This window comes from Bacillus sp. FSL W8-0223, from assembly GCF_038006805.1.
Taxonomy (GTDB): domain Bacteria; phylum Bacillota; class Bacilli; order Bacillales; family DSM-4216; genus Bacillus_O; species Bacillus_O smithii.
Map to the genome: position 1 here is coordinate 2,255,408 of NZ_JBBOVX010000001.1, position 16,127 is coordinate 2,271,534.

The window sequence follows — 16,127 nt, forward strand, 5'->3', positions numbered from 1 at the left end:
GCACACCTTTTTTCTAAAGTGAAACTTGCCAATCTTTTTTCAAGTTTACCATAAGAATTCCGATGATGTCAGTCATATGTCCGCAAAATAAAAAGGCCGGCCCCCTCCATCAAGAAATAGGATAGAATCAAAGATCTCCTATTCTAATGATTTTAAAAGGGGCCAACCCACTATTTCATGTCAAAAACTATAAAATAGTCGCTTCTTTTTCGCCGGTGATCAATTGAGCGATCCGGTTATTCTCATCCATAATAGCGATTTTCGGTGAATGTTCCTTGACTTTCTCTTCTGGAACTAAAACATAGGAAATAATAATGACCGTGTCCCCGGGCTGAACAAGTCTTGCCGCCGCCCCATTTAGGCAAATGACTCCGCTCCCTCTTTTACCCGGGATAACGTACGTTTCTAGTCTTGCACCATTATTATTGTTCACGACCTGCACTTTTTCATTAACAGCAATTCCAACTGCATCCAATATGTCTTCATCGATGGTAATGCTGCCGACATAATTTAAGTTGGCTTCTGTAACAGTGGCGCGGTGGATTTTGCTGTTCATTAATGTACGAAACATTTTTGTTTCCCCCTTAACGAGACAAATCTAGTATCACATTATCAATCAATCGTGCTGACGCAAATTGTACGGCTGTGGCAATGATCACTTTTCCTTTTATTCTCTCAAGCGGATCCAATTCAGGGAAAGAAAGGACTTCCACATAGTCGATTTCTCCGCCCGTGTTTTGGCGAATATGATCGGATACCAATCGGACGATTTCCGCAGGGTCATCTACCCCATTCTCGACGGCTTTTTTTCCTTTCAGCAGCGCTTGATAAATTTCAGGAGCTTCCTTCCGCTCCTGTGCGGATAAATACGTGTTTCGGGAACTTTTAGCCAAACCGTCTTCTTCCCGAACCGTTTCTACGCCGATGATGTCGATCGGAAAGTTTAAATCCGCCACAAATCCTTGAACAATCGCAAATTGCTGTGCATCTTTCAATCCGAAATAAGCTCTGTCCGGCATTGTAATATGAAACAGTTTAGTGAGAACGGTAACGACGCCGTCAAAATGTCCTTTTCTAGTACGTCCGCACAAAACATCTTTTCGTTTTTTGACGTTCATTTGAACGATAGATTCTTCAGGGTACATTTCTTCCACAGACGGGTGAAAGAGAACATCAACGCCATTGTCTTCAGCCAGTTTTCGGTCACGGTCAAAATCGCGAGGATACCGCTCAAAATCTTCATTCGGGCCAAATTGAATAGGATTCACAAAAATGCTCATCACTGTCAGATCATTTTCTGCAGTCGCTTTTTTCACAAGCGATAAATGCCCTTCATGCAGATAGCCCATCGTTGGAACAAAACCAATGGTCTTCCCGTTTCGTTTTTGCTCGGAGAGGAATTCTTGGATGTCTTTTATTTTTGTAAAAACTTTCATGAGCGTTCTCCTCCATACAAATGACTAAGCTCTTCCTGCTTCATCGTAAAAGAATGATCTCGATCAGGAAATTCGCCTTTTTTTACTTCTTTTACATAATCTTTGATCCCTTTTCTCGCCGCTTCATTCAAATTTTCATACGGCTTTACAAATTTCGCTAATCGATCGACCCCATACTGTAGAACATCGTGGTAGACAAGAACCTGCCCGTCTGTTTCACTGCCGGCTCCGATCCCGATCGTCGGAATCGTCAGTTCTTTTGTCACCTCTTCTGCCAGCTGATAAGGAACACATTCCAATACGATCATAAAAGCGCCTGCCGCTTCAATTTGTTTCGCGTCTTTTATTAATTTTTTCGCTTGATCCGCCGTTTTTCCTTGAACTTTATAGCCGCCCAGTACTCCGACAGATTGAGGGGTCAGCCCAATATGCCCGACCACCGGTATACCCGCTTTCGTCAAGGCAGCAACGGATTCAGCTATTTCTTCTCCGCCTTCCACCTTAACGGCTTGTGCACCCGCTTCTTGCATAATTCGTCCTGCCGCTTTCAAAATTTCTTCACGGGAAAGATGCGCCGTTAAAAACGGAAGATCCGTCACGACAAAAGTATCTTTTGCTCCTCGTTTTACCGCTTTTGTATGGTGGATCATATCTTCGAGAGTGACCGGCACAGTCGAATCGTATCCCAGCACCACCATACCAAGAGAATCGCCGACGAGCAAAATGTCGGCTCCAGCCTCTTCCGCCAATTTGGCAGACGGATAATCATAGGCCGTAATCATCGCAATTTTTTCATGATTTTGCTTCATCTTCAAAAAATCAGCGGTCGTTTTCACGTTCCCATCCTCCTTTTTATTGGGAAGGGGACGAAACAGAAGACTTACTGCAAAATAAAAAGCCCTTCGACAGAAGGACTCGTTTTCCACTTATTTGTTTCGACCCTCTGTCCCTGTCACTATGGATCAAGGCAGACAAACATTTTATTGATTTACGCAAGGTGCAGTTCGCGTCTTGGATACTGCCCATTCAAATTATACCAAAAATACGCAACTCTTGCCTACCAAAACATTCTCGGCCAATCAGACAGTAAATATCACTCTTTAAATTTCGATATCTGCAGAATAGATGTTGTGTATCGTTCCGTTCGCATCCTGAAGCTGCAATACTCCTTCATCGGTGATGCCAAGAGCTTTTCCTGTTATCACTCCTGTAATCGTTCTCGCCTTTATATGTTTTCCGATGGATATGGCATATTGTTCCCACAACGCTTTAATGGGAGCAAACCCTTCGTTTAAATAGAGATCGTAATACTGTTCAAGCTTTTCTAAAATCCTTTGAATTAACTTCGGTCGGAAAACTTTTTCGCCTTTTTCTATGGCAAGACTGGTGGCAATGTTCTTTAACTCATCCGGGAATTGCAATTGATTGACATTCATGCCGATTCCGATAATGATCGCATAAATTTGGTCAGCGTTCGCTTGAAGTTCTGTTAAGATCCCCGTCATTTTTTTCCCGTTGATTAAAATATCATTAGGCCATTTGATTTTCGGCTGCAAACCGGTTATCTCTTCAATGGCTTCCACAATAGCAACAGCCGTCAGAAGGGTAAATTGCGGAGCTTGTTGGGGAGGCAGTGTTGGCTTCAAAATAATGCTCATCCAAATTCCTGATGATTTGGGCGAATACCATTCTCTTGTCATGCGTCCACGCCCGGCCGTTTGTTCTTCCGCGATCACAACTGTCCCCTCCGGACAACCTTCCTGAGAAAGGCGGTGAGCTTCTATTTGAGTAGAATCAACCGTTTCCTTATGAACGATCTTTCTGCCCATAAATCTTGTCTTGAGCCCAAGAAGAATTTCATTGGCTGTCACTTTGTCAGGCATGCTGATGATACGGTAACCCTTTTTGCGAACGGCTTCCAATTCAAATCCTTCTTTCCGAAGTTCTTCCATATGTTTCCATACCGCAGTTCTTGAACACCCAATGATGTCAGCAAGTTCTTGGCCGGAAAGAAACTCACCTTCGGCTTTCGAAAATGCTTCTAACAGCTTCGTTCTTACAACCGATTGCACCTCTTCAGCCACTCCTTTATTTTTTCTTTCTCATTTTTCGTTTTTTGATCTAAAACGGCTTTCTCGATCTCTTCCAGACAGGCTCTCAGCCATGGTCCCGGCTTTTTTTGAAACCACATGCATAAGTCATGACCGTTTACGCTTAGTTCTTTTCGATGTTTGATAGGAAGATTCTCATAAAGAGTCTGAATCTGTTCCGTCATATCTTCATCTTGGTAAAGGACAGAATGAACTTTTTCAACATCAACGGCAACGGAAAGTCCCGCATCGTATACATCCCACTGCGTCCATGGTGTTTCTCGCCTTTTTTTCATCCAAGTCAACCCGCTTAACAAATATTTTATCGTTTTGGAAGGGAGTTTCCATGCTTTCAAAAACTCGACAGGTTTATCCCCGGAAACCAAAACAGCAATTAAAAGCCACATTTGCTGTAGCGTTAAAGAAGTGCAGTCAATGGTCAACATTTTTTCCAGCTCTTTTTCGTTTGATTCAAGACCAGGCAAGTAAATATACAATCCCGTTTCCAGTAATAACTTCAAACCTTTTTTTCGGAAGCGCCCTGAAATGAGTTTTTCAAACTCATTTCGTTTTCTTTCCACCGCAATATGCTGCATTAAACCAGCATTGCGGCATATGGCCGTAAATACGCCGTCTTCCAAATCAAACCCAAGCTGGCTGGCAAATCGGGCCGCTCTCATCATCCTAAGAGCATCTTCTGAAAATCGTTCTTCCGCCTTACCCACAGTGACGATCTGACGGTGTCGGATTGCTTCCTTACCATTAAAAGGATCCACTACTCTCCCAGTGCGGTCCATCGCCATAGCGTTCATCGTAAAATCTCTTCTCTTTAAATCTTCATATAAAGACCGTATAAAAACGACTTTTTCCGGCCGGCGAAAATCTTTGTAATCCGATTCTGCCCGGAAGGTTGTCACTTCATATCCTTCGCCATTGTGAAGGACTAAAACAGTCCCATGTTCAATTCCCACGTCCACTGTATTTGGAAAAATTTCTTTCACTTCTTCAGGCAAAGCAGATGTGGCAATATCAATATCGCTGATCGACCTTCCTAAATAATAGTCGCGGACGCATCCCCCGACAAAATAGGCTTCATAGCCAGCCTGCTCCAATCTTTCCAACAAAGGAACAGCCTTTTGAAAAAGTGTGTCATTCATTTTTTTCACCTGCCTAGTCTTGTTGAAGCAAACTCAAATAGATGGATTCATAACGGTTGACAATTTTCTGTGAATAAAATTTTTGTTTGACCGTTAAAACCGACCTTTCAGAAAATTGCCTATGAATTTCGCTGTTTTCCAAAAGGTACAGAGACTTTTGGACGATATCCGCAAGATCTCCCGGCTCACAAATAAACCCGTTCACGCCGTTTTGAATCACTTCCGGAATTCCGCCGACATTGGTTCCGATGCAAGGAACTCCGCACGCCATTGCCTCCAACAACGCCAGCCCGAAACTTTCTTTTTGAGAAAGCAAAAGCATTAAATCACTGATAGAGTATAGTTCTTCTAAATTATCTTGTTTTCCTAAAAAGAAAACTCCCTCATCCAAACCTAAATCGCTGACTAATTTACTCACGACCGTCATTTCCGGTCCGTCTCCGACAAGAAGAAGTTTCGCAGGCATCTTCTCAAAAATGCGGGCAAATACCTTAACAACATCCGGCACCCGTTTGATGGATCGAAAATTGGAAACATGGATAATCACTTTTTCATCAGAGCGAATTCCGTACTCTTCCTTCAGATGGCTGGATGAAATCTTTTTAAAAATTCTTTCGTCGATAAAATTATAAATGGGAATGATCTCCTTTTCCGGCTGGATCAATTGATATGTTTCCTGAACAAGTGCATTGGAAACCGCTGTGACAGCATCAGAACGTTCGATGCCAAAACGGATAGCATCGGTTAAAGAAGGGTCATAGCCTAAAACAGTAATATCCGTACCATGCAATGTAGTGACGATTTTACTGTTTGATCCGGCCATTTGCTTCCCTAGTATGGCACAAACCGCATGAGGGATGGCATAGTGAACGTGAAGAATATCCAATTTTTCTCTCCGCATGACTTCGGCCATTTTATTGGATAATGCGATATCATATGGCGGATATTGAAAAACGGAATACTGGCTCACTTCCACTTGATGAAAATAAATATTATGATACATTCGGTTCAGACGGAAAGGGACACTCGAAGTAATAAAATGAATTTCATGCCCTTTTTCTGCCAATAGTTTACCGAGTTCTGTCGCCACAACTCCTGAACCGCCAACTGTTGGATAACAAGTGATTCCAATTTTCAACCTCATTTCTTGCCCCCTTCCTTTTTCGCGAAATGGCCGCCGATTTCCATCATCGATCGGCGGCTAGGCGATTGTATTGGTTTCATCCTAATGAAAAAAACCCTTTTTTCTTGTCCTTCTAGTTGGATGGAAGAAGAAAGGACGACACTCGCAACGGCGTTTTTCCTATCAATGCTTGTTTCTATATAAATTGCGCCAATCGATGTCTCCTTTTTCAAGACCTCTAATCAAAACTTCGCCTGTTCCCATATTGGTCGCCAGCGGTACGGAATAAACATCACAAAGCCTGATCAATGCAGAAACATCAGGTTCATGAGGCTGGGCCGTTAAAGGATCCCGGAAGAAAAAAACTAAATCCATTTGATTCTTGGCAATCATCGCTCCAATTTCTTGATCCCCTCCAAGAGGACCTGATTGAAAACGATGAACTTTAAGCCCCGTTGACTCTTGAATTCTTAAGCCTGTCGTGCCGGTGGCGTACAAAGTATGTTTTGCAAACGTATCACGATAAGCAAGGACGAATCTGACCATATCGTCCTTTTTCTTATCGTGAGCGATCAATGCGATATTCATCTCACATTGCCCCTATTCCAAAATATTTTCAAGCCCATAGACAAAATCATTTAATTTCGTAACGGTTTCGACGCTTACTTTTACTCCTGACATAAAGGAAGCACGATTGTAGGAATCATGGCGAATCGTCAGCGTTTGTCCTTCCGACCCAAACATAACTTGCTGATGCGCAATCAAGCCCGGAAGACGTACGCTGTGAATATGCATGCCATCGATATTGGCACCTCTTGCCCCTGAAATGGTTTCTTTTTCATTTGGATGCCCTTGCTGTTTTTGCTCCCTGACAGTTGAAATCATTTGAGCGGTTTTCACAGCTGTTCCTGAAGGCGCGTCCAATTTCTGATCATGGTGAAGTTCAATAATTTCAACATCTGAGAAATATTTGGCAGCCATTTGTGAAAATTTCATCATAAGTACAGCACCTATGGCAAAGTTAGGTGCAATAATGCAGCCAATTTGCTTCGAATTGGCAAGTTCTTTTAACTCTTCCAGCTGTTCTTCTGTAAATCCAGTTGTTCCGACAACCGGACGCACTCCATATTCAAGCGCCTTTTTGGTATGTAGGAATCCGGCTTCCGGAACCGTTAGATCAATCCATACATCAGCTTTTGTTTTTTGCAAGCATTCATCTACATCGTTGTATACCGGTACATCGATTCCTTGAAAACCTTCTAATTCACTTAGCAGAATGCCATTATATTTATGATCCAAGACAGCTTCCAGTTCAAAATGATCCGTGCGTTGAATAAGCTGAACGGCTTCACTTCCCATTCTTCCTCTCGGACCCGCTACAATGATTTTAATGGTTTCCATTATCCGCATCCTCCTCTGCTTTGATTTTTGTCCAACGGTCTTTATCTCTCGTTTGAAATTTATTCATCACAACATCATGCGCGTGTTCCAAATCAATATGTAAAGAATTCGCCAAACAAACAAGAACGAATAATAAATCACCCAGTTCTTCTTCCACTGTCTTTGCTTGTTCACTTGGCTTTTTAGGTTTCTCTCCGTAATAATGATTGATTTCTCTGGCCAGTTCACCAAGCTCTTCTGTTAATCGAGCAAGCATGGCTAAAGGACTGAAATAGCCTTCTTTAAACTGGCTAATATATTGGTCCACTTCTTCCTGAATTTGGGCCATCGTTTTCCTCATTTTTTACCGCCTCACTTTCTCCTTCCATGTTAGCTAATTCCTATTCTATTTACAATCTATTTCTATCTCCCAATACGTCATTGAATGAAATCGCTTAAGAGGTGATACAGGATAAAATTGCTTGTTTCTTTCGCTTTCTATATAATAGTTTCGATGTCTGCACTGCCTTTTCCATCGTTCTAATATTCGTCTTGGCAATATGGATTGAATCTTTTTTCTGACACTATACGTTACCATCATGTTAAGGAGGTTCCATGATGATTTTGGGGCTGAAAATAAAAAATATTTTATTCATTTGTATAGGAGCCGCCATCTATGCTTTTGGCTTAGTGCATTTCAATATGGAGAACAACTTGGCAGAAGGCGGCTTTACCGGGATTACGCTGATTTTATACAATTTGTTCGGCATTGATCCTTCCTATACAAACTTATTCTTAAACATACCTGTTTTCATCATCGGATGGAAACTTTTGGGAGGAAAAACATTCCGATACACGATTATCGGTACACTCGCCCTTTCCTTATTTTTATGGATCTTCCAACGCTTTCAGTTAAATATCCCTCTTCATCACGATCTTCTTTTAGCCGCTCTGTTTGCGGGCGTGTTTATTGGGATCGGGCTTGGCATCATCTTTCGATATGGCGGAACGACAGGCGGAGTCGACATTATTGCGCGGCTTGTCAATAAATACACCCATATCTCCATGGGAAAAACCATGTTTGTTTTTGACGCATGCGTGATCATCGCCTCTTTGTTGACATATATCAATTACAGGGAAGCGATGTATACCCTCGTGGCCGTTTTTGTCAGCGCTAGAGTGATCGATTTTATGCAAGAAGGTGCGTATACAGCAAGAGGCGCATTCATTATTTCTGAAAAAAACGAAGAAATTGCGCATAAGATTTTGGAAGAAATGGACAGAGGAGTCACCGTGTTCAAGGGGCATGGATTTTTTACAAAGAAAGACAGAAACGTACTATATTGCGTTGTAGCCAAAAATGAAATTATCCGCTTACGAAATATTATCACATCCGTCGATCCCCATGCATTTGTTTCTGTCGTGGAAGTTCATGAAGTTCTTGGGGAAGGATTTACGCTTGATGAAAATAAAAAGCCGCTTGAAGAATGAAGCACTCACCAACTGAATAGAACGGTAAACGAAAAAAGATCAGACTCTCGATCCAAAACGTCGAAAGTCTGATCTTTTTAAATCCTCATTCATTTTTAATTATCTTCGTTATTTTGCATTCCGACAAATACAAGAATCAAACGAATTAGTTCCAAAATGGCAACCGCTGTGGCAGCCACGTACGTCATTGCAGCCGCTCCAAGCACTTTACGAGCTTCTCTTTTTTCATCGTTGCGGATAATGCCTATAGAGACTAACTGTTTCAACGCCCGCGATGACGCATTAAATTCCACCGGCAGCGTAACGACTTGAAAAAGTACTCCGGCCGACATCAAAATAATACCGAGCAGAAACAATTTCGTCAGGGTGGTTAACCCCCCAATGATAATGAAGATCCAAGATAAACTGGAACTAAAATTAGCAATGGGAACAAGCGCATGGCGAAAACGTAAAAAGGAATATCCGACTTTGTCTTGAATGGCGTGGCCGACTTCGTGCGCCGCAACAGATGCGCCGGCAATCGAATTGCCCCAATAGTTATTTGGTGATAAATGAACTGTTTTCGTTATCGGATTATAGTGGTCACTTAAAAAGCCTTCCGTTTCCAGTACTTTTACGTGATACAAGCCATTTTCATCCAAAATTCGACGAGCCACTTCAGCTCCCGTCATCCCTGTAGAATAGGGGACGTCGGAATACTTATCATACGTTCTTTTTACCCTAAATTGTGCCCAAATGGGTATTAACGCAATCAGGATAAAATAGAGAATATACATGTTAAGTTGATAACCTCCATTTAAGTTCTGATTTGATTCTAACTATAAAATCTTTTCATTTTCCATCATTCAGCCAAAACGATCTAAGTCAATATCGGAAAGTGTTAGCGAGAAGTGACCATTTTGCCTTCACCTCTTACGACCAACCCGTTTTCGAGTCCATTCTTCAGAGATTCAATGAGGACTCTACACGATCTTCGGTCGCATTGTATTTGCATTTATTTTAGTATTAAAATAAATGTATTGTCAATCTTTCTGCTTGCGAGGCTTTTTTTCTTCTTTTTCCCCTTTGTATTTTCTCCATCCCACATAGGATAATGTACCGATAATAATACTTCCGGTTGAAATAATGACCCACCATAACGACGGATCCGCTTCGTCTTCTTCCGTTCTGTCAAACAATTTTTGTAAATCCGATTGAAGATCATTTAATTGGGATACGGCCTCTTTCTTCTTTAAATTGTCAACACTGTATTGATCGATATATTGAATTTTCGCATCCAATTTTTGAACTTCTTCCACCGGTATATCCACTCTTAAACTCGGTTCAATAATACTATACTTTTCTAAAAATTGGTTGACCGTTTGACGGTAGACTTCTTTGTTGCCAATCTTGGCCGCCTCCTTCACATGTTGAAAAGCCGTCAAAACCGGTTCTTTCATTTCCGACCATAAGGGCTGATATCGAGACGTCAACGCATCCACTACTAAACGAAAGGTTGTGACTTCATCTACTCTTTGTTCGTGATTCATCGATGTACTATTTAAGGCTCTTAACGCCTGATGATGTGCCACTGTTAAAATCCGAATATCATCCATGGTGAATGTTTGATGAAGAATGGCTGATTTCGTAAACTTTTCCGAAAAATCATTCAAGAGCTGCTTTGCTTCGGTGTAATGATAGCTTTTCGTCATCTGTAAAGCTTCTTCAACCGTCGAATCCAGCTTCTGCATCGGCGACGATTCTTCCGCCGCCAAAACAGCGTCGACGAATCCAAAAGTAATCATGATCGTCAGGAGTATTCTAATAAAGAGCATTCCAGTCCCCCCTAATGCTACTAATTCAGTGTATGTGAAGAGGGACAAGAGTAGAACTCTTCCTTAAAGCGACAACCGTTCGAATCACTCCTGCCCGTTATGCCAAGGAAAAGCTAACGTAATCCGTTTTTTGCGCATACTAAAGAAATAAGTAAGTCCAATGGAACAGATGCTAAGCCAAAACGTAAAGTACCCAATGGGTCTTATGTATAAATTCAGTTGCGGATATATAGGGTATTGCATGAACACATAATCAATCATTTCGTTATGTAATGTCCAAATGGCCGCCACGGAAAAATGCCATGGCTTAATCCTGTAAAAAGGAGAATAAAGGATCCCTTCGATCGCCATTGCCAAATGGGAAATCATCAACATATAGCCTTGCCAAGGCAAAGATCCAGAAACGGTTAATGTAAGCAAATTCATGACAACCGCCCAAATGCCATATTTAAAAAGGGTCATGGCCGCTAAAGCAGCAGGTAGCCCCCAATTTTTTTTCAGCCAAAATCCCGTCAGCGCAATAACAAAAAACAAGCTCGCTGTCGGGCTGTCGGGAACGAACGGAAGAAACCACCATTCCGTATTCTTCATTTGCGGAATATACCATATATATCCGTATACGGTTCCGGCTAAATTCACAATCCACAATAATTGTAAAAACTTCTTGTTACCCAATACAAGATATAAACGATTCACTTTTTTGCCTCCTACTTGTCCTCTTTCGATTTCTCACAAAACGAGAACATCTCATCATGAACAACCTATTATGACCTTTGTACACGTATTGATTCTCCCATCAAATGTTCCGCTGATCAATATCTTTCTATTTTTTCTTTTCGATCGACAAAAGTAAAATCTTCTAAGAAAAATCAAAAGAGCCAGCAAGAGCTGACTCTTGACTCTCTTTATTTTGTTTTTAAATTAGCAATGAAATTTGCCAATTTATCGAGTTCTTGATCGGTGCCTTTAAATTGACCGGGAGGCATATTTCCTTTTCCGTTTCTGGCTATTTTCTTAATTTCCTCAGGCTTTAAGCCTGTGTCTACGAGACTAGGAGCAGCTGCTCCGCCAGTGAGCTTTTCGCCGTGGCAGTTAATACAGCCATTTTTTTGAAAAAGCTGATAGCCTTCTGAACTTTTGTCAATTTTCGCTTCTTGAACAATTTTCCCCTGTTCTTCTGCCGCTTTCCAATCATGAGTAACGACGGACTGCCATGTCAAAAAAATCATTGCTGCCAACGTCAGCAGCATAAATCCAGTCGCAAACGGACGTTTTAACGGGCGGCGATGCGGCCCCCGATCAATAAACGGTGCCAAAAGCAGGGCTGCAAAAGCAATCCCGGGAATAACCAGTCCGATTACTTCATAGGGTCCAGACGCATAACTGTATTTCAAAAGCTGATAAAGAAACAAAAAATACCAATCCGGCATTGGAATATAGCCCGTATCCGTCGGGTCCGCAATCCGTTCAAGCGGCGACGGATGTGCAATCGTTAAGCATAAATATCCTACCAAGAAAACAGCGCCGACCATCCATTCTTTCAAAAGAAAGTTCGGCCAAAAGGCTTCTGTTTTTCCCGGGTACTCTGAATAATCTTTCGGAATATTCGGTTTCCGTTCAGCGGGAACACGGGAATCCCCGACAAATTTCATCCCTTTTCCGCGATGCATACGTTCCCCTCCTTTTGGTCATATGATTCTAATTTTATTCGATCATCCGCTAAAAGCTAGAGCGGGCCGGAAATGCCTTGCCTACGGATCATCAAAAAGTGTGCAGCCATTAATCCGAGCAGTATTGCAGGAAGGAAAAAGACATGTATGGCAAAAAAGCGTGTAAGAGTTTGTGCTCCTACAATATCATGATGGCCGGCCAGCAATACTTTCAGCCACTCGCCAATCACTGGTGTCGCCGCGGCAATTTGCAAACCAACTTTCGTCGCAAATAGCGCTTTCATATCCCATGGCAACAAATAACCGGTAAAGCCTAATCCCAGCATGACAAAAAAGATCAAAACGCCCACTATCCAGTTTAATTCGCGCGGTTTTTTGTATGCACCTTGGAAAAAGACCCGCAATGTATGTAAAAAGATCATTACAATAACAAGACTGGCTCCCCAATGGTGCATGCCACGAACAATTTGTCCGAAAGCGACTTCATTTTGCAAGTAATAGACCGATTGCCAAGCATTTTTAATATCCGGTACATAATACATGGTTAAAAACATGCCAGAAAGAATTTGAATGACAACGATAAAAAACGTCAATCCTCCAAAACAATACACGAAGGCAGAAAAATGATGCGCCGGATTCACATGCTCTGGAACCTCGTGGTCTGCTATATCCCGCCATAAAGGCGTAATGTCTAAACGTTCATCAATCCAATCATACAGTTTGTTCAGCAAGGATTACGCCCCCTTTATACGAGATTATTCGCCTTTGGTTTTCCAAGATACAAATAGCCGTCTTTCACTTTTACCGGATAAACGTCTAACGGTTTTGTAGGCGGAGTACCGGGTACGTTTTTCCCATTTTTGTGGTAAAGACCTCCGTGGCAAGGACAGAAAAACATATTGGGGTGGGACTTGTTTGCATTCCAGTTGACGGTGCAGCCTAGATGCTTACAAATAGGGGAAAGAGCCACAATGTCTCCATTCTTCGTTTTATAAACCCAGGCTGTTTGAGTGACATTGGACGTATACCAGGCATCCTTTTGCTCGTAAGTGAAGTCTACACGCGTTGGAGTTTCTGTCAAATCATCAACCTTTTGCTTCGTCGCATGAAAATTGCCTTTTCCTTCGGCTGCCAGGACAGGATCAATGGCAAAACGAAGCATCGGCATAAGAACACCAGCTGCCATGAAACCGCCTACACCAGTAAGCGTATAATTTAGAAATTGGCGTCTAGATACACGCTCCTTGCTCATATGTTTCCTCCTTCAATTTTGAACTAAGCCCATTCGGACCTTTACGTACAACATTAAAGTTAGTCATCATTATGATAAATCATACAGAAGATGAAATCAATAACAATTGTCCAAAAGTTTATAAAATACTAAATATTTAGATATTATCTATTGTTTTTCCCATTTCTCAATAATCTTATGTACATACTGTTTGACTTGATTTTCGATGAAATCGTATTTAAAGGAATCGTCCATATCCTCCATTGGGGTCGCAGGGAGCCAAATCAGCATTCCTTTCAGCTGGCTTTCTCTTGATTTCCAGTTGGCATCGGACGTGATAAAAAACAGATGCATAAATCCTTCTTCATGTAATAAATCAGACCAGCGGTTTAGGAGTGAAGATTTTTCATCCGTTATTTCTTGTGATAAATAAACAATGGCTGGAAACAACATGATTCTTCCTCTGAATTGTTTTTCAAGACAACTCGAAAACAATTGGATATATTCTCCTTGTGAAGCGGATCGCCTCATTTCATTTCCAAAATCAATCGGCAAGAGCGGTATCACGGCACTATCAATAAAGCTCTTTTCTTGTTGATAAAGTCGTGCGTCCCTCCCGTTCCATATCATTATTTTCACCTCTTTTTTCTCCCATTATAACAAATTTTTTCCAAAGGAACGATAAAAATTTCGATTACAGTAGTCAATATTGCTTCGAAAGCAGATGACAAAGAAAAAACGAATGCTAAGATCAACATTTGAAGTTCTCGTACATGATGGCTGATATTCTTGCCAATATACCACACTTGATGCTTTCTTTCACTTTCAGATAAAAGAAAAACCCCTTTAACAACAACGTGTAAAAGGGATTTATCGTTCCAGTTCTTTTAACTTTTCAGTTAAAATTTGAAAAGCTTCTTTATCATTTTTGTCTAATGCTTCATCAATGGCCTTCAGAAGTTTTTCTTTCTGAAATTTATAGATGCTGTCCTTTAGAAACTGTTCCGCTAAAAACCGATCTTTTTCGGTGATTTTTAAATTTCTCGGCATATAAGGGTTTTCTTCAAGCACAAGCGCATATTGATGAGAAGTATTGGCTCCGCGAAATTTTAATTCTATATAGATATCTTCATCTTTGTTCAAGCGGATATCATGAAAGGATTTTTCGGCATCTGTCGTCATGATATTATTTTTGAAAAAACGAAATGGAGTACTGTCTACGCAATGTGTGGACATCACAATTCCTCTAGGGCAATATTGTGCATCTTCCACAAAATGAACTTTCTCCATCAATTGATCGTGGCTCATTAAATAGTTTAGAATCCAGACCGACTCTCTTCTTTTTAATTGATAATGATTTAAAAACCAGCGAATAAAATCTTTCTTTTCATTCACAGAAACAGGGGTTGCCATGTTCTTTCCCTCCTTACTGTGTAATAAAGCTCTCAGAATCACTCAAGTCTTTCCAGCAAAAGAATCCATTCTTCATTGGTCGGATCCTTTTCCAACAGCTTATGAAATATTTCTGCAGCTTTTTGCGTTTTTCCTTCTTCCAAAAGAAAATAACCGTATTCTTCAAGAAAATCTTGATTGTTTTTAAAATCATTATATGCTTTCTGGTACATTTTTAATGCCTCTGAATATTGCTCTAAGCCGTGAAGAGCTTTCGCTTGATCCCATAAAAACTGAGGGTCGTCTTCCCCTTCGTTTTGCACTTGCTTAATAATATCCAATATGTCGCTGTACCGTTCCTGAGTCATGTATAATTTATTAAGAGTGAGTGCTGCTTCCAAATAGCCCGGGTCTAATCGCAATGCCTGTTGGAAAAATGACTCCGCTTCGTCCTCTTTTTGCAATTTCAAAGCAATCTTTCCTCCAAGGAAGTACAATTCCTTTTGAAATTCATCGTGTGAAATTCCTTCCTTAATCGATTGCAATGCTTGTTCAAGCATTTCTTCATGCTCGTAGGATCTTGCTAAATAAAGATACAATGAGTGATAATCAGGATCGAGGGCTTTTAATTCCGTAAATTTTTCAATTGCCGTTTGATAATAACCGGCTTGATAGGCAGTTAACCCAAAGCCAAATAAAGTATTGACTTCTAATTTTTCATCCAATGCATCGTCATAATAAGGCAAAGCCTCTTCAAATTCTCCGGCAGCGCTTAATGCTTCGGCGATTCGTTGGCGAATTTGAGTACCCGCCAATTCGTATATCTGTTGATCGATTAACTTATGATAGTAATCAACCGCTTCACGATACCGTCCTTGTTCCATATAAAGTTCGCCAAGAGCAAAATCAATCACAGGCTCATCTTTTGCTAATTCTTTGGCCATTAACAGTTTTTGCTCACTTACTTCATACAATCCCTGCATTTGATACAAATCAGCTAATAGCAGCAGTGCTCGTGGGTAGGACGGATCCGAGGCGTCAATTTTTTCCAAAAGAAGTATGGCCTCTTCTTCTTGATTGAGATCTACGAACGTTTCGGCGAGAAGGACAATTAATTCTCCTTCTTCAGGATATTTTTCCAGAAGAATCTGATACAAATTCTTTGCATCTTCAGGAAATCCAAGCTGGTTTAATTCTTCTGCAAGAAGATATCGTTCTTCATCACTCCCGCTTGTTTTTACCTTATCAATAAGCTTTTTTGCTTTATCTAATTGTCCATTTTCAAATAATTGGATGATTTCTTCCACGTTGTTCATCACAAGTATATCTCCTTTTAGCGTAAA

Annotated in this window: 19 protein-coding genes; 1 reads left to right on the forward strand and 18 read right to left on the reverse strand. The window is 41.0% G+C overall.

Annotated features, from left to right (window positions below):
- Window positions 1–187 precede the first annotated feature (187 nt).
- From panD to NST81_RS10965, 9 genes are all read right to left on the reverse strand, one after another.
- Window positions 188–571 (reverse strand): aspartate 1-decarboxylase, encoded by a 384-nt coding sequence (gene panD, locus NST81_RS10925; RefSeq protein WP_003355113.1) that lies wholly within the window; start codon window positions 569–571, stop codon window positions 188–190.
- 13 nt (window positions 572–584) lie between these two features.
- Entirely contained in the window at window positions 585–1,436 is an 852-nt protein-coding gene (gene panC, locus NST81_RS10930) for a pantoate--beta-alanine ligase (RefSeq protein ID WP_003355114.1), read from the reverse strand.
- Window positions 1,433–2,272, reverse strand: a complete 840-nt coding sequence (panB, locus tag NST81_RS10935) for a 3-methyl-2-oxobutanoate hydroxymethyltransferase (protein WP_048623551.1) — start codon at window positions 2,270–2,272, stop codon at window positions 1,433–1,435. Before panB ends, panC begins: the two co-directional genes overlap by 4 nt.
- Before the next feature lie 264 nt (window positions 2,273–2,536).
- Entirely contained in the window at window positions 2,537–3,508 is a 972-nt protein-coding gene (locus NST81_RS10940; protein WP_048623552.1) for a biotin--[acetyl-CoA-carboxylase] ligase, read from the reverse strand.
- On the reverse strand, window positions 3,493–4,683 hold the full coding sequence (locus NST81_RS10945) for a CCA tRNA nucleotidyltransferase (protein WP_270583540.1): 1,191 nt from the start codon (window positions 4,681–4,683) through the stop codon (window positions 3,493–3,495). Before NST81_RS10945 ends, NST81_RS10940 begins: the two co-directional genes overlap by 16 nt.
- 13 nt (window positions 4,684–4,696) lie before the next feature.
- Entirely contained in the window at window positions 4,697–5,827 is a 1,131-nt protein-coding gene (gene bshA / locus NST81_RS10950) for an N-acetyl-alpha-D-glucosaminyl L-malate synthase BshA (protein ID WP_327824228.1), read from the reverse strand.
- A 162-nt stretch (window positions 5,828–5,989) separates the two neighbouring features.
- Window positions 5,990–6,394 carry a methylglyoxal synthase gene (mgsA, locus tag NST81_RS10955; protein ID WP_340404330.1) on the reverse strand — a complete coding sequence of 135 codons (405 nt, stop codon included), beginning with the start codon at window positions 6,392–6,394 and terminating at the stop codon, window positions 5,990–5,992.
- A gap of 12 nt (window positions 6,395–6,406) precedes the next feature.
- Window positions 6,407–7,207, reverse strand: a complete 801-nt coding sequence (gene dapB, locus NST81_RS10960) for a 4-hydroxy-tetrahydrodipicolinate reductase (RefSeq protein WP_048623556.1) — start codon at window positions 7,205–7,207, stop codon at window positions 6,407–6,409.
- On the reverse strand, window positions 7,194–7,547 hold the full coding sequence (locus tag NST81_RS10965) for a nucleotide pyrophosphohydrolase (RefSeq protein WP_048623557.1): 354 nt from the start codon (window positions 7,545–7,547) through the stop codon (window positions 7,194–7,196). Before NST81_RS10965 ends, dapB begins: the two co-directional genes overlap by 14 nt.
- A 257-nt stretch (window positions 7,548–7,804) precedes the next feature.
- Here NST81_RS10965 and NST81_RS10970 point away from each other — a divergent pair, with 257 nt between their 5' ends.
- Entirely contained in the window at window positions 7,805–8,677 is an 873-nt protein-coding gene (locus NST81_RS10970) for a YitT family protein (protein WP_048623558.1), read from the forward strand.
- Between the two features lie 95 nt (window positions 8,678–8,772).
- Here the strand turns inward: NST81_RS10970 and NST81_RS10975 are convergent, their stop codons facing one another.
- The 9 genes from NST81_RS10975 to NST81_RS11015 form a co-directional block, all read right to left on the reverse strand.
- Entirely contained in the window at window positions 8,773–9,453 is a 681-nt protein-coding gene (locus tag NST81_RS10975; protein WP_048623559.1) for a zinc metallopeptidase, read from the reverse strand.
- Window positions 9,454–9,699: 246 nt separating this feature from the next.
- Entirely contained in the window at window positions 9,700–10,491 is a 792-nt protein-coding gene (gene ypjB / locus NST81_RS10980) for a sporulation protein YpjB (protein ID WP_341029879.1), read from the reverse strand.
- 84 nt (window positions 10,492–10,575) lie between these two features.
- Window positions 10,576–11,187, reverse strand: coding sequence for a DUF1405 domain-containing protein (locus NST81_RS10985; RefSeq protein ID WP_327805318.1), 612 nt, complete (start codon window positions 11,185–11,187; stop codon window positions 10,576–10,578).
- A 209-nt stretch (window positions 11,188–11,396) separates the two neighbouring features.
- Window positions 11,397–12,161 carry a menaquinol-cytochrome c reductase cytochrome b/c subunit gene (locus NST81_RS10990; RefSeq protein WP_003355127.1) on the reverse strand — a complete coding sequence of 255 codons (765 nt, stop codon included), beginning with the start codon at window positions 12,159–12,161 and terminating at the stop codon, window positions 11,397–11,399.
- 56 nt (window positions 12,162–12,217) lie between these two features.
- Complete coding sequence (gene qcrB / locus NST81_RS10995; protein WP_003355128.1) at window positions 12,218–12,892, reverse strand: menaquinol-cytochrome c reductase cytochrome b subunit; 675 nt, start codon at window positions 12,890–12,892, stop codon at window positions 12,218–12,220.
- Between the two features lie 14 nt (window positions 12,893–12,906).
- On the reverse strand, window positions 12,907–13,413 hold the full coding sequence (locus tag NST81_RS11000) for a ubiquinol-cytochrome c reductase iron-sulfur subunit (RefSeq protein ID WP_003355129.1): 507 nt from the start codon (window positions 13,411–13,413) through the stop codon (window positions 12,907–12,909).
- A 147-nt stretch (window positions 13,414–13,560) separates the two neighbouring features.
- On the reverse strand, window positions 13,561–14,022 hold the full coding sequence (locus NST81_RS11005) for a YpiF family protein (RefSeq protein WP_341030489.1): 462 nt from the start codon (window positions 14,020–14,022) through the stop codon (window positions 13,561–13,563).
- A gap of 240 nt (window positions 14,023–14,262) precedes the next feature.
- The gene (locus tag NST81_RS11010; RefSeq protein WP_003355131.1) at window positions 14,263–14,805 is read right to left on the reverse strand and encodes a ReoY family proteolytic degradation factor; all 543 of its coding nucleotides are present in this window, start codon (window positions 14,803–14,805) and stop codon (window positions 14,263–14,265) included.
- 38 nt (window positions 14,806–14,843) lie between these two features.
- A complete protein-coding gene (locus tag NST81_RS11015; protein WP_327824241.1) occupies window positions 14,844–16,100 on the reverse strand; it encodes a tetratricopeptide repeat protein in 1,257 nt (418 codons plus the stop codon).
- Between the last annotated feature and the right edge of the window lie 27 nt (window positions 16,101–16,127).